Origin of the sequence: Actinomadura nitritigenes, assembly GCF_017573545.1 — a bacterium.
GTDB lineage: Bacteria > Actinomycetota > Actinomycetes > Streptosporangiales > Streptosporangiaceae > Spirillospora > Spirillospora nitritigenes.
The window spans coordinates 82283-95420 of sequence record NZ_JAGEOK010000016.1 but is presented as its reverse complement, the minus strand read 5'-3'; the positions used below and the strand labels follow the sequence as shown (position 1 = coordinate 95420).

The 13138-nt window shown below is 75.4% G+C and carries 12 protein-coding genes; 9 read left to right on the top strand and 3 right to left on the bottom strand.

Annotated features, from left to right (window positions below; translation table 11 throughout):
* Positions 1-71 precede the first annotated feature (71 nt).
* Positions 72-1271 carry an FAD-dependent monooxygenase gene (locus J4557_RS25160; RefSeq protein ID WP_208269196.1) on the top strand — a complete coding sequence of 400 codons (1200 nt, stop codon included), beginning with the start codon at positions 72-74 and terminating at the stop codon, positions 1269-1271.
* Positions 1272-1321: 50 nt separating this feature from the next.
* Here the strand turns inward: J4557_RS25160 and erm are convergent, their stop codons facing one another.
* Positions 1322-2116, bottom strand: coding sequence for an ErmE/ErmH/ErmO/ErmR family 23S rRNA (adenine(2058)-N(6))-methyltransferase (gene erm, locus J4557_RS25155; protein ID WP_279576176.1), 795 nt, complete (start codon positions 2114-2116; stop codon positions 1322-1324).
* 499 nt (positions 2117-2615) lie between these two features.
* Here erm and J4557_RS25150 point away from each other — a divergent pair, with 499 nt between their 5' ends.
* Together J4557_RS25150 and J4557_RS25145 are read left to right on the top strand one after the other, a co-directional pair.
* Entirely contained in the window at positions 2616-3644 is a 1029-nt protein-coding gene (locus J4557_RS25150) for an alpha/beta hydrolase (RefSeq protein ID WP_208269195.1), read from the top strand.
* 152 nt (positions 3645-3796) lie between these two features.
* On the top strand, positions 3797-4075 hold the full coding sequence (locus J4557_RS25145; RefSeq protein WP_208269194.1) for a hypothetical protein: 279 nt from the start codon (positions 3797-3799) through the stop codon (positions 4073-4075).
* Positions 4076-4115: 40 nt separating this feature from the next.
* Here J4557_RS25145 and J4557_RS25140 read toward each other — a convergent pair whose 3' ends face one another.
* Together J4557_RS25140 and J4557_RS25135 are read right to left on the bottom strand one after the other, a co-directional pair.
* Positions 4116-5798: a DUF885 domain-containing protein gene (locus J4557_RS25140; protein WP_208269193.1), complete on the bottom strand. Its 1683-nt coding sequence runs from the start codon at positions 5796-5798 to the stop codon at positions 4116-4118.
* Between the two features lie 79 nt (positions 5799-5877).
* The gene (locus J4557_RS25135) at positions 5878-6636 is read right to left on the bottom strand and encodes a hypothetical protein (RefSeq protein WP_208269192.1); all 759 of its coding nucleotides are present in this window, start codon (positions 6634-6636) and stop codon (positions 5878-5880) included.
* A gap of 187 nt (positions 6637-6823) precedes the next feature.
* On the opposite strand from J4557_RS25135, the gene J4557_RS25130 reads away from it, so the two are divergent.
* The 6 genes from J4557_RS25130 (at position 6824) to J4557_RS49825 (ending at position 13129) form a co-directional block, all read left to right on the top strand.
* Positions 6824-7840: an AAA family ATPase gene (locus J4557_RS25130; RefSeq protein ID WP_208269191.1), complete on the top strand. Its 1017-nt coding sequence runs from the start codon at positions 6824-6826 to the stop codon at positions 7838-7840.
* Positions 7837-8874 carry a DUF58 domain-containing protein gene (locus J4557_RS25125; RefSeq protein WP_208269190.1) on the top strand — a complete coding sequence of 346 codons (1038 nt, stop codon included), beginning with the start codon at positions 7837-7839 and terminating at the stop codon, positions 8872-8874. Before J4557_RS25130 ends, J4557_RS25125 begins: the two co-directional genes overlap by 4 nt.
* Positions 8871-9818 carry a VWA domain-containing protein gene (locus J4557_RS25120; RefSeq protein WP_208269189.1) on the top strand — a complete coding sequence of 316 codons (948 nt, stop codon included), beginning with the start codon at positions 8871-8873 and terminating at the stop codon, positions 9816-9818. The genes J4557_RS25125 and J4557_RS25120 overlap by 4 nt, the downstream gene beginning before the upstream one ends.
* Positions 9819-9911: 93 nt before the next feature.
* The gene (locus J4557_RS25115) at positions 9912-10526 is read left to right on the top strand and encodes a class I SAM-dependent methyltransferase (protein WP_208269188.1); all 615 of its coding nucleotides are present in this window, start codon (positions 9912-9914) and stop codon (positions 10524-10526) included.
* Complete coding sequence (locus J4557_RS25110; RefSeq protein ID WP_208269187.1) at positions 10523-11074, top strand: TrmH family RNA methyltransferase; 552 nt, start codon at positions 10523-10525, stop codon at positions 11072-11074. The genes J4557_RS25115 and J4557_RS25110 overlap by 4 nt, the downstream gene beginning before the upstream one ends.
* A 150-nt stretch (positions 11075-11224) precedes the next feature.
* Positions 11225-13129: a class I SAM-dependent methyltransferase gene (locus J4557_RS49825; protein WP_243776309.1), complete on the top strand. Its 1905-nt coding sequence runs from the start codon at positions 11225-11227 to the stop codon at positions 13127-13129.
* The last annotated feature ends 9 nt before the right edge of the window (positions 13130-13138 follow it).

Sequence of the window (13138 nt, the reverse complement as noted above, 5' to 3'; positions counted from 1 at the left end):
CCCGGATCCTACCGGCGCTCACTACAGGCGTAGTATCCGGACTACGGCTGTAGTGAGAAGGGGTGTCGGACATGGCGCACGCGATCGTGATCGGCGGCGGGATCGGCGGCCTCACCGCCGCCGCGGCCCTGCACGCCCACGGCTGGACGGTGACGCTCCACGAACGCGCCGCCTCCCTGGAACCCGTCGGCTCCGGGCTGGCGATCGGCCCCAACGCGCTGCGCGCCCTGGACACCATCGGCGCCGGCGACCCCGTCCGTGCCCTCAACGCCTTCCAGGGCGAGGGCGGCGTGCGCCGCGCCGACGGGCGATGGCTGTCGCGCACCTCCATCCAGACCGCCGCCGACCGCTACGGCGACCCGCTCGTCGTCACCCTCCGCGCCGCCCTCGTCGACCTGCTCGCCGCCCGGCTGCCCGACGGCGCCCTGCACCTGAACTCCACCGCGACCCTCGCCTCCCCCGGCGACGCCACCGCCCCCGCGACCGTCACCACCAGCACCGACACCGGAACCGGAACCGTCACGGGAGAGGAGACCGCCGACCTCGTCGTCGCCGCCGACGGCATCCACTCCCCGACCCGCGCGGCGCTGTTCCCGGGCCGCTCCCCCATCCGCTACACCGGCCTGACCGCCTGGCGCGCCGTCACCCGCGCCCCCGCCGGGAGCTTCACCCCCGCCGAGGCGTGGGGCCGCGGCACCGTCTTCGGGATCAATCCCCTCACCGGCGACCGCGCCTACCTGTACGCCACCGCCCCCGCCCCCGAAGGGGCCCGCGCCCCCGGCGGCGACGAGCGCGCCGAACTGCTGCGGCTGTTCGGCGACTGGTACGACCCCGTCCCCGCCCTGCTGAAGACCGTGGACCCGGACGCGGTGCTCCGCAACGACGTCTACCACATGCCCAGGCCGCTGCCGGCGTTCCACCGCGGACGAGCCGCGCTGCTGGGCGACGCGGCCCACCCCATGACCCCCAACCTCGGCCAGGGCGCCTGCCAGGCCGTCGAGGACGCGGTCGTGCTCGCCCACCACGCGACCCGCGCCGCGACCGGCGGCATGCCGGCCGCGCTCGCCGCCTACACCGCCGCCCGGCGGCGCCGCACCACCGAGGTGATGCGGCGCTCCCACCGGATCTGCCGGATGACGGCGCTGACGGGCGCGGTGCCGGTCGCCGCCCGCGACGCCGCCGTCCGCCTCGCCGGACTGCTCGGCCCGACCGCGCTCGTCCGGCAGGCCGACATGATCTTCCAGTGGCGGCCGCCCGCCGACCCCGCGTGAACCGGCACCCCACGGGAAACGCCGCGGTACATGTGGGGGGCCGCACCGGCTCAGCGGCCGGTCAGGACCCGCACCAGCACGATCCACCGGTCCGGATGGACCTCGGCCACCAGCGCACCGGACGCGACCCCCGCCGCGGCCAGCGCCGCGTCCACCCGCCGCCGCGGATACCGCGAGCACAGCGAGGCCCGCAGCGAACCGCCCTTCCCGGTGAACCCCAGATCGACGCAGCGCAGGTAGTCCCCCATCGCGGCCGCCGGCAGCAGCGGACACGGCCTCCGCACCAGCCGCAGCACCGCGCCGTCCACCCGCGGCACCGGCCGGAACAGCCCCCGCCCGACCCGGCCCCCCAGCTCCCAGCCGAACTCCGGCCAGGTCCGCACCGTCAGCCGCGACCACCGCCCGTACCCGCCGGTGCGCTTGCGCGCGTACTCCAGCTGCGTGATCAGCGTCGCCGACGCCAGCCCCGGCGCCTCCAGCGCCCAGCCGACGATCCGCGACGTCGCGCCGAACGGGATGTTGCCGGCCAGGTGGAACGCGCCCGACGGCGGGCGGGCGGCCAGGAAGTCGCCGGTCACGCACCGCACGTTCGGCAGCGCCGCGCACCGCGCGCGCAGCCGCGCCGCCAGCCGCGGATCGATCTCGTAGGCCACGACGCGGCCCGCGCGGGCGGCCAGCGCGGCGGTGATGCGGCCGTCGCCCGCCCCGGCCTCCACGATCAGCGCTCCGGGCGCGGGCACGGCGGCGCGGGCGTAACGGGCGATCGCCGCGGAATCGGACAGGAAGTTCTGCGACAGCGTGCGCCGCGCGTTCGCGCGCGGGCCGCCGTGATGGTGCTGGTTCAGGATCGCCGTCCTCGGCTTCCGGCCCACGGCGGGCCGGCCGGACGGGCACCGGAGGCACCAGAGGAACGCGTGCGGCGGCGTCACCGCACGCGTCACCGGCCGGAAAGACGTGCGAAGGCGCGGCCGGGCCCGTCCGAGGTGGTCATGGACGCTCGAAGGCCCTGGACCGCAGGCGGGAACGCCGACGAGCGCGCACGGCCTCGCGGGCCGCCGCGCCGACGCGCGACACAAGGCGGGCACCTCGAGACGGCCCCGCCGAGAAGATCAGGCGCGAACGCGCGCCACCGGCCGGTCCAGGACGGGACGGGCCTTACGCAGCCTCGCCGAGACGGCGTGCCCGGTCCCCAGGACCGCGCTCTTCGTGAAACCGGCCATGCCGGCGATCGTAGGAGACCACCGGCTCCGCGCCCAACAGGTTTTCCAGCCCCGGGCGGCGGCCGCGCGGCCCCGCCCTCGTAGGCTGGGCCGCCCACCGTCCGCCGCGCCGTCAGGGAGGGCCATGGGCCGCGATCCCGACTACCTGGCGTTCCTGCGCCGCCGCCTCAGCGAACCCCCGCCCCGGCCCCCGGCCGCCTCCCCGCCCGGACCGCCCACCGGACCGCCCACCGGGGCGGGCGGCCGCGACACCGCCCGCGCGATCGAGGACGCGCGCCGCGAGCACGCCGCCGACCTGGCCCGCTCCCCCCGCCCGCCCGTCGCGATCGTCCGGGACCTCGCCCTCGACGGCCCCGCCGGACCGCTGCCGGCCCGCCTCTACCACCCCGGCGGCGACCGCCCCGCACCCGCGATGGTGTACTTCCACGGCGGCGGCTGGGTCCTCGGCGACGTCGACTCCTACGACCCCGTCGTGCGGGCCCTCGCCCTCGCCAGCGGCGTCGCCTGGCTGTCGGTCGGCTACCGCCGCCCGCCCGAACACCCCTTCCCCGCACCGCTCGACGACGCCGTCACCGCCGTCCGCCGGACCACCGCCCGCGCCGGCCGCCTCGGCCTGGACCCCGCCCGCATCGGCGTCGCCGGCGACAGCGCCGGCGGGCAGCTCGCCGCCGCCGCGGCCGCCCTCCTGCGCCACGCCGGACCCGCCCGCCCCGTCCTGCAACTGCTCGTCTACCCGGCGCTGGACCTGCGGGACGTCCCGCCCGCCCCGCCCGACCCCGACGGCCTGGACTGGCCGCCGTCGGACGTGCACCGCGCCCTGCGCCTGTACCTCGACGGCGCCGACCCCGCCCGCCCCGAGGTGTCGCCGCTGCTCGACCCCGACCCCCGCGGCCTGCCGCCCGCGATCATCGCCACCGCCGAACACGACCGGCTCCGCCCCCAGGCCGAGGACCACGCCGAACGCCTCCGCGCCGCCGGCGTCCCGGTCACCCTCATCACCGGCACCGGCCTCGACCACGGCTTCCTCGGCTGGGGCTCGTTCGCGCGCCGCCCCGCCCAAGCCGTCGACCGCATCGGCGCCGCCGTCCGCACCGCCCTCACCGCGCCCGCGCCGACCGCACCACCACCGGCCCCGCAACCGCCCTCGCCTTGACCGGCCTTGACCGGCCTTGACCGGCCCGCACCGGCACCCGGCCCGCCCTCGCCGTCACTTGCCCCGGCCGTTTAACCGCCTTGACGTGGGCAATCACCATAGCGAGCCGGATTATCGCCGAGCCTCGCCGACGGTTGAGGAGGAACCCCGTCTTGAGGGCGACGCACCAGATGCGCATGGTCCGGACCGAAGAGTCCGGAGCCGAGGAATGGGCCTGCCCGACCTGCGGCCGCAGGATGCTGCTGCGCTGGCCGCCCCACTACAGCAAGCGGATCCTCGAACCGGGCGACGAGAGCGCCTCCCACGTCGGCTCCTGCACCGACCTGCCCGGCGAGCAACCGGCCCCCGGCACCACCGCCGCCCACCCGCCGCGCCGCTGGCTCCGCGAGACCGGCGTCGACCCGGCCGTCGGCCCCTCCGCCCCCGTCTGACCCCACCCTGACCCCGTCCACCCCAAGCCCCCGCCCGGGGTCACAGACCGGCCAGCTCCGACCGCAGAAGATCCAGCCCCATCGGCCCCAGATCGAGCGCCCGCCGATGGAACCCCTTCAGATCGAACGCCGAACCCGCCCGCCGCCGCGCCTCCTCACGCCCCTCCAACCACACCCGCTCCCCCACCTTGTACGCGATCGCCTGCCCCGGACGCCCCAGATACCGGTCGATCTCGAACGAGATGTACGCGTCCGTCTCCGGCCCCGTATGCGCACGCAGGAACTCCCACCCCAGCTCCGGCGTCCACCGCTCCCCCTCGTGGAACCCCGCCCCCTCCGGGATCTCCAACCCCAGATGCATCCCGATGTCCAGCACCACCCGCGCCGCACGGAACTGCTGCCCGCCCGCCAGCATCCCCAGCCGGTACGCCGGATCCCCGTAATACCCCAGCTCGTCCATCAAACGCTCGGCGTACAGCCCCCACCCCTCCGCATGACCCGGGAACAGCTCACCCGACAACCGCTGGAACCGGTTCAGCGTCGCGGCGTTCAACGTCGTCACACCCAGCTGCAGATGATGCCCCGGCACCCCCTCGTGGAACATCGTCGCCGGCACCGTCCACGTCACGACCTCCTCGTCCGGGCCGCCCACCGTCCACCACACCGTCCCCGGACGCGACAGATCCTCCGCCGGCGCCAGGTAGTACACCCCCGACTCCACCGGCGCGATCCGGCACTCCACCCGCCGCAACGGCTCCGGAATATCGAAATGCGTCCCGTCCAGATCCGCGATCGCCCCGTCCGCCAGCTCCTGGATCCACACCCGGAACGCCTCCGCGCCCCTGATCCGGTACGCCGGATCGGCGTCCAGCGCCGCCCGCACCGCCGCGACCGGCTCCCCCGGACCGATCCGCGCCGCCGCCTCCGCCATCTCCGCCTCGATCCGCGCCAGCTCCCGCCAGCCCCACGCGTAGGTCTCCTCCAGATCCAGCTCCGTCCCCAGGAAATCCCGCACCCCCAGCCGGTACCGCTCGGCGCCCAGCGCGTCCCGCTCCGGCGCCCGCGGCGCCAGCTCACCCGCCAGGAACCCCGCGAACTCCTCCAGCGCCCCCGACGCCGACGCCACCGCCGACTCCAAACGCCCCCGCAACGGCCCGTCCCCGTGCCGCCCCGCGAACCCGGCCAGGAACGCCGGCATCTCCCGGCACTCCCGCACGTTCCGCAGCACCTGCCGACGCGCCGCCACCCGGCCCCCGCGCAGCGCCTCCTCCAGCGACACCCGCAGCCCCGCCAGCGCCCCCGGCAGCCCGCCCACCCGCGCCGCCACCGACTCCCAGTCCGTCGTCGCCCCCTGATCCAGCAGATCCACCGCCGTCCGCAGCCGCTGCACCGGACCGTCGGTCGTGTCCAGCTCCCACGCCCGCACCCCCGCCTCGTCCAGCTCCCGCTCGCACTCCAGACGCTCGCGCAGCACCGCGGCCCCCAACCGCCCCGCAGCACCTCCCGCGCCCGCCCCGCCGGACGCGGTGATCCGATCCAGTTCCGCCAGCGTCGACCGCGTCAGCTCCGCCCGCGCCGCCCACCCCTCCGGCCCGAAATCGGTCAGCCGCGACTCCTGCCCCGCGATCCCCATCATCGCCGCCCTGCACGGATCCAACGCCGCGAAAGCGTCCACGTACCGGTCGGCCAGAGCGTCCACAGCGCTCACCTCAGAAGCGGTCATCGCCCCAGGCTAGGACAGCCCGCCCCACGAAGCGATCATGAAAGGGACCGCCCGGCCCCACCGCCGGCCGCCCCACCCGTCACAGCGGCCCGCCATCACCGCCACCACCCGAACCCGACGGCGACGGAGACGGCGACCCCGACGACGGCGGCGGCGACGGCCTCCCCGGCTGCTGCGGCACCGACGGCGGCGCCGACGGAGCCACCGACGGCGTCGGCTCCGGAGGCTCCGGAGGCGGATCCTTCGGCCGCGGCTGACACGCGAACAGAACCGCCAACAACAACACCAGGACCACCAGCGCCGCCGCCAGCGCCAGAACCGCCGCCACCAGACTCCGCTCCGGCGGACGCTCCGGAGCCGCCACCGGCCCCACCACCGGCTCCGGCCGCGGACGCGCCAACGCCGCCTCCGACGACCCCAGCCAATGCGGCTGGAACTGCGGACCACGCCGCCGCCCCCACCGCCGCGAACCCCCCAGCACGACCGGCTCCAAGAACCGCTCCGCACCCGGCCCGTCCGCCTCGTACGCCGTCGCCACCCACGGCGCCGGCCCGTCCGGCTGCGCCGCCACCACCGGCGCACCCCCGCCATCACCCGCACCACCGCGCCCAGCACCGGCACCACCGGCACCAGGCACCGCCGCATTGATCGCCGCCCGGAACCGGTCCCGCGCCGCCGCGTCCTCCGCGGCACCCCGGTTCAGCACCGCCACACTCGCGCGCCGCCCCTCACCGTCCACCCCCAGGAACACGATCCCGGCAGCGGACTCCGACAAACGCGCCGACAAACGGAACGGCCCCACCTGTGCGGGATCGCCCGGGGGCAACGGCCTCGACATGGCCGCAACACTAACAACCACCCCCACCCCCGGTCCGCACCACGACCACCCCCACCGCCACCTGCCCCGACCCCCCACACCACAGGCACCCAGACCACAGGCACGGATCGCGCATGAACGGGTACAAGTGATCGCGTAGGGTCGGAACGCGCCCGCTCACACCCGGCACACAGTGAGGGACACCCACATGACCATCGCCGCCAACGACGTCGACGAGGCCGCCGCGCTGCTGCAGAACACCCTCGCCGAGGTCAAGAAGGTCATCGTCGGCCAGGACCACATGGTCGAACGCATGGTCGTCGCCCTCCTCGCCCGCGGCCACTGCCTCATCGAAGGCGTCCCCGGCGTCGCCAAGACCCTCGCCGTCGGCACCCTCGCCAAAGTCGTCGGCGGCACCTTCGCCCGCCTCCAGTTCACCCCCGACCTCGTCCCCTCCGACATCGTCGGCACCCGCATCTACCACCCCTCCACCGAGCAGTTCGACGTCGAACTCGGCCCCGTCTTCGTCAACTTCGTCCTCGCCGACGAGATCAACCGCGCCCCCGCCAAGGTCCAGTCCGCCCTCCTGGAGGTCATGGCCGAACGCCAGGTCTCCCTCGGCGGCAACACCTATCCCCTCCCCCGCCCCTTCATCGTCCTCGCCACCCAGAACCCCATCGAGTCCGAAGGCGTCTACCCCCTCCCCGAAGCCCAGCGCGACCGCTTCCTCATGAAGATCGACGTCCGCCACCCCTCCGCCCACGAGGAACTCCACATCCTCCAGCGGATGAGCGTCGACCCGCCCGAAGCCAGCCGCCTCCTGGACCCCGACCGCCTCGCCGAACTCCAGCGCGCCACCGGAGAGGTCTCCGTCCACGAACTCGTCGCCGACTACATCGTCCGCCTCGTCATGGCCACCCGCGAACCCGAGCAGTACCGCCTGCCCGACCTGCGGCCCGTCATCGAGATCGGCGCCAGCCCCCGCGCCACCCTCGGCCTCGTCGCCACCTCCCGCGCCCTCGCCCTGCTGTCCGGACGCGACTACGTCCTCCCCGACGACGTCCAAGCCGTCGCCCGCGACGTCATCGCCCACCGCCTCGTCCTCACCTTCGACGCCCTCGCCGACGGCACCGACCCCGCCGAGGTCGTCGACCAGATCCTCGCCGCCGTCCCCCCGCCCCGCGTGGTCTGGAACCACGGCGCCGCGGCGGTGACCACCGCATGACCGCCCGTCCCCGCCGCGACGCCCTCGCCGAGCTCGCACCCGAACGCACCCTGCGCCGCCTGGAACTCCAGGTCACCCGGCGCCTGGACGGTCTGCTCAACGGCGAGCACCTCGGCCTGCTCCCCGGCCCCGGCACCGAACTCGCCGAAGCCCGCCTCTACCAGCCCGGCGAGGACGACGTCCGCCACATGGACTGGGCCGTCACCGCCCGCACCACCACCCCCCACGTCCGCGACCTCGTCGCCGACCACGAACTCGAAGCCTGGGCCCTGGTCGACCTCACCCCCAGCATGGACTTCGGCACCGCCGGCATGGTCAAACGCGAACTCGCCGTCGCCGCCCTCGCCGCCGTCGGCTTCCTCACCGTCCGCCTCGGCGACCGCGTCGGCGCCTACCTCCAGCACCCCGGCGGCCTGCGCCGCTGGCCCGCCCGCACCGGCAAGGCCGCCCTCTACGCCCTCCTGCAGGCCGTCCTCGACGCCCGCACCGAACCCGGCACCGGCCCGCCCGCCGCCATGACCGGCACCACCGCCGCCGCCGGCACCCCCCACAGCGGCCTCGCCGCCGCCATCACCTCACTGGCCCGCGGCCAGACCCGCCGCGGCCTGCGCGTCGTCATCTCCGACTTCCTCCCGCCCGCCCCCGGCGCCCCAGGCGCCGAACCCGGCACCGACCCGGACGCGCAACCCGACTGGGAGAGCCCGCTGCGCCGCCTCGCCGCCCGCCACCAGGTCCTCGCCGTCGAGGTCATCGACCCCCGCGAACTCGACCTGCCCGACGTCGGCCTCGTCGAGATGACCGACCCCGAGACCGGCGCCGTCCACGAGATCGTCCTCAGCCGCCGCACACGCGAACGCTACGCCCAGGCCGCCGCCGCCCAGCGCGCGCACACCCGCGCCGCACTGCGCCGCTGCGGCGTCCACCACCTCGTCCTGCGCACCGACCGCGACTGGATCGCCGACGTCGCCCGCTTCGCCGTCCGCCAGCGCCGCGCCGCCGGGCGCGCCGTCTCCACCGCGGGAGTGCGCCCATGACCTTCCTGTCGCCCGAACGCCTGTGGCTGCTGGCCCTCGCACCGATCCTCGTCGGCCTGTACATCGTGCTGCAGATGCGGCGCCGCAACTACGCGGTCCGCTTCACCAACCTCGCGCTGCTCTCCCAGGTCGCGCCCAAACGGCCGGGCTGGCGCCGGCACGTCGCCGCCGGCCTGTTCCTGATCATGATCGTGCTGATGATGATCGGGTTCGCCCGCCCCGCCAGCTCCGTCAAGGTGCCCCGCGACCGCGCCACCATCATGGTCGCGGTCGACGTGTCGCTGTCGATGATGGCCCAGGACGTCGCGCCGAACCGGATGGAGGCCGCCAAGGCCGCCGCCAAGAAGTTCATCCGCGAGCTGCCGTCCCGCTTCAACGTCGGCGTCGTGTCCTTCGCCGGCAACGCCAACCTCATCGCCGCGCCGTCCGCCGACCGCGACACCGCGATCGCCTCCCTCGACCAGCTCAGCCTCGCCAAGCGCACCGCGATCGGCGAGGCGGTGTTCACCTCGCTGCAGGCGATCCGCACCTTCGACTCCCAGGCCGCGCACGACCCGCCGCCCGCCCACATCGTGCTGCTGTCCGATGGGGACAACACCACCGGACGGTCCGTGCAGGAGGCCATCGACGCCAGCCGCACCGCGCACGTCCCGGTGTCCACCATCGCGTTCGGCACCCCCTACGGCACCGTCGACATCGAGGGGGAGACCACCAGCGTCTCGGTCAACAAGGAGGCGCTGAAGACCCTCGCCACCAGCACCCAGGGCAAGGCCTACGAGGCCGCCGACGCCGGCCAGCTCCGCGACGTGTACGCCAACATCGGCACCTCCCTCGGCTTCAAGACCGAGCACCGCGACGTCGCCGCCCGCTACACCGGCATCGCCCTGCTGTTCGCGCTCGCGGCCGGCGGGGCGTCCCTCGCCTGGTTCTCCCGCATGCCGTGACCTCCGGCCCGCCGATCTTGAACGGCTGATCCTCGCCCCGGGCGGGGCCGCGGCGGCGCGGGGACGTCCCGAACGCTGATACGGTCGGCCGACGTGGGGGAACACTACTTCGCCGCGCGGCCCGGGGCCGCGAGCCGCCGCCGCACCGTGGACCTGGTCCTGCCGGACCTGCACCTGCGGCTCGAGACCGACAGCGGCGTGTTCTCCCCCGACCGTGTCGACGCCGGCACCCGCGTCCTGCTGGAGACCGTCCCCGCACCGCCGCAGACCGGCGACCTGCTCGACCTCGGCTGCGGCTACGGCCCCATCGCGCTCACCCTGGCAAGCCGCTCGCCGCAGGCGAGCGTATGGGGCGTTGACGTTAATCGGCGAGCGCTGGAGCTCGCCGATTTGAATGCCACCACCGCCGGCCTTGACAATGTAAGGTTCATGTTGGCGGACGAGATCGACCCCGGCCTGCGCTTCGCGGCGATCTGGTCCAACCCCCCGATCCGGATCGGCAAGGCCGCCCTGCACGACCTCCTGCTCGCCTGGCTGCCCCGCCTGTCCCCCGGCGGCCTCGCCCACCTGGTCGTGCAGAAGCACCTCGGCTCCGACTCCCTGCAGCGCTGGCTGAACGACCAGGGCTTCCCCACCGAACGGATCGCCTCCCGCTCCGCCTACCGCGTCCTGCGCGTCTCGTCCCGCACGGAAGGCCACACCCGATGAGCACCACCGACTCCGCGCCCGGCCGCCGGCAGCTGCGTCCCACCGACGTCAAGCGCCTCAACCGCGACTGGCGGCGCCGCACCGAAGGCCGCCTCGGCCTGCTGGTGGAGTCGGTCACCCAGCCGTTCAACATGGGCTCGATCATCCGCAGCGCCGCCGTGTTCGGCGTCGAACGGCTCTGGCTCGCCGGCAACGCCACTCCCCCCGACCAGCGCAACGTCGCCAAGACCGCACTCGGCACCGAACGCCTCGTCCCCTGGGAGCACGCCGGCACGCCCGCCAAGGCCGCCGCCGCCATCCGCGAGGAGGGCATGCGGCTGGTCGCGATCGAGCTGACCGGCGACGCCGTCCCGCTGCACGAGGCCCCCCTGGACGGCGACGTCTGCCTGGCCGTCGGCGGCGAGGACCACGGCTGCTCCCCCGCCCTGCTGGCCGCCGCCGACGCCGTCGCCTACATCCCCCAGATCGGACGGGTCGGCTCCCTCAACGTCGCCGTCGCCACCGCCATCGCGCTCGCCGAGGCCCGCCGCCGCGAATGGTCGTCCTGACCCGCACCACCGGGTTATGATCACGCCGTGCTGTTCCTCCGTGCGTAGAGCGCCGCGCTGACCGCCCCTCTCCAGGGCGGCCCGCGCTCTCCGGCGTCCACGCACGTCCTCTCCGCGCACCCCGCGGACCCCTTTTCGAGGAACACGCACATGGCCCCCTCCTACACGGCCGTCCTGCGCGCCCCGCACGCCGCCCGCACCTTCGGCGCGGCGCTGCTCGGCCGCCTGTCCTACGGCACGGTCTTCCTCTCCCTCACCTTCGCGCTGACCGCCTCCACCGGCTCCTACACCACCGCCGGCGCGCTGATGGCGGCGCTGGGCCTGACCATCTCGGTGCTGTCGCCGCTGCGCGCCCGCCTCATCGACCGGCACGGGCCCCGCGCGGCCCTGCCGCCGATGTCGGGCGCCTACGCCCTGGCGCTGCTCGGCCTCGCCGCCGCCACCTGGCGTCCCGGCGCCCCCGTCGCCCTGCTCGTGGCCCTGATCGCCGCGGCCGGCGCGACCGCTCCCCCGCTCGGCCCCGTGATGCGGGCGCTGTGGAACGACCTGGCCGCCGGCGAGGCGCTCCGGCAGCGCGCCTACAGCCTCGACGCCGTCGCCGAGGAACTGCTGTTCATCACCGGCCCGCTCCTCGCCGGCCTCGCCGCCGCGGTGGCGAGGCCGGCCATCGGCGTCGCCGCGAGCGCCGCCCTCGTCGCGGCCGGGACGCTGGGGCTGGTCACCTCCCCCGCCGTCCGCCCGCGCCCGCTCGGACGCCGCCCGCTCCGCGGCGGCCGCGCGCTGCAGTTCGCGCCCGTGACCGCGGCGGCCGCGACCGGCGCCGCCCTCGGATGCATGGAACTGCTGGCCGTCGCGTCCGCCCGGCACCACCACCACGCCACCGGCGGCGCGTGGGCGATGGCGGCGATGTCCGCCGGCAGCGCGCTCGGCGGCCTCGGGTACGGCGCCGTCGCCTGGCGCCCGCCCCCGCGCGTGCGCCTGGCCGCCCTCGCCGGCGCGCTGGGCGCCGCCGTCGCCGCCGCGGGGCTCGCCCCGACCGTCGCCCTGCTCGCCGCCGCGATGTTCGCCGCCGGCGCGTTCGTCGGGCCGTCGCTGACCACGTCCTACCTGATGGCCGACGCCGACGCCGCCCCACGCGACCGCGTCCGCGCGAGCGCCTGGGTCAACACCGCGGTCAACCTCGGCTCGTCCGCCGGGACGGGGGCCATCGGCGCCTGCCTGGACGCGCTGCCGCTGCCCGCGTGCTTCGCGGTCGCCGCCGCCCCCGCCGTCCTCGCCGCGCCCGTGCTGATGGCACCCCGGATTTTGCGGAAACGGCAAAAGAGTTCGCCGAGAACGGTCCCGGGAACGAGCATGGCACCGGAAAACACCACCTACACATCCCAAGGACGCATGATGAGCGACGACGGCACCACCGCCGAGGAGTTCTGGGACGCCCGCTACTCCGAGAGCGAGCGGATCTGGAGCGGCGATCCCAACACCGTCCTGGTCCGCGAGACCGCGGACCTGCCGCCCGGCACCGCCCTCGACCTCGGCGCGGGCGAGGGCGCCGACGCCGTCTGGCTGGCCCGCCGCGGCTGGCGCGTCACCGCGGTCGACATCTCCCGCGTGGCCCTGGAGCGCGGCGCCCGGCACGCCGCCGACGCCGGAGTCGGCGACCGGATCGACTGGCAGCACCACGACCTCGCCGTGTCCTTCCCCAAGGGCGAGTTCGACCTGGTGTCCGCGCACTTCCTGCACTCCCCCCGCGATATGCCCCGCGACGAGATCCTTCGGGCCGCCGCCGCTGCCGTCGTTCCCGGCGGGGTCCTGCTGATCGTCGGTCACGCCGGACCGCCGCCGTGGGAGCAGCAGGACGATGGCCACGCCGACGGGCACGACCACCACCACGACATGCACCTGCCCACCCCCGAGGAGGTGCTGGAGTCGCTGCGCCTCCCGCAGGACGCCTGGGAGGTGCTCCACAGCGGCGAGCACGAGCGCGTCCAGACCGCCCCCGACGGCCGGACCGTCACCCGCACCGACAACGCCCTCAAACTGCGCCGTCTCACCTGACCCCGCCTT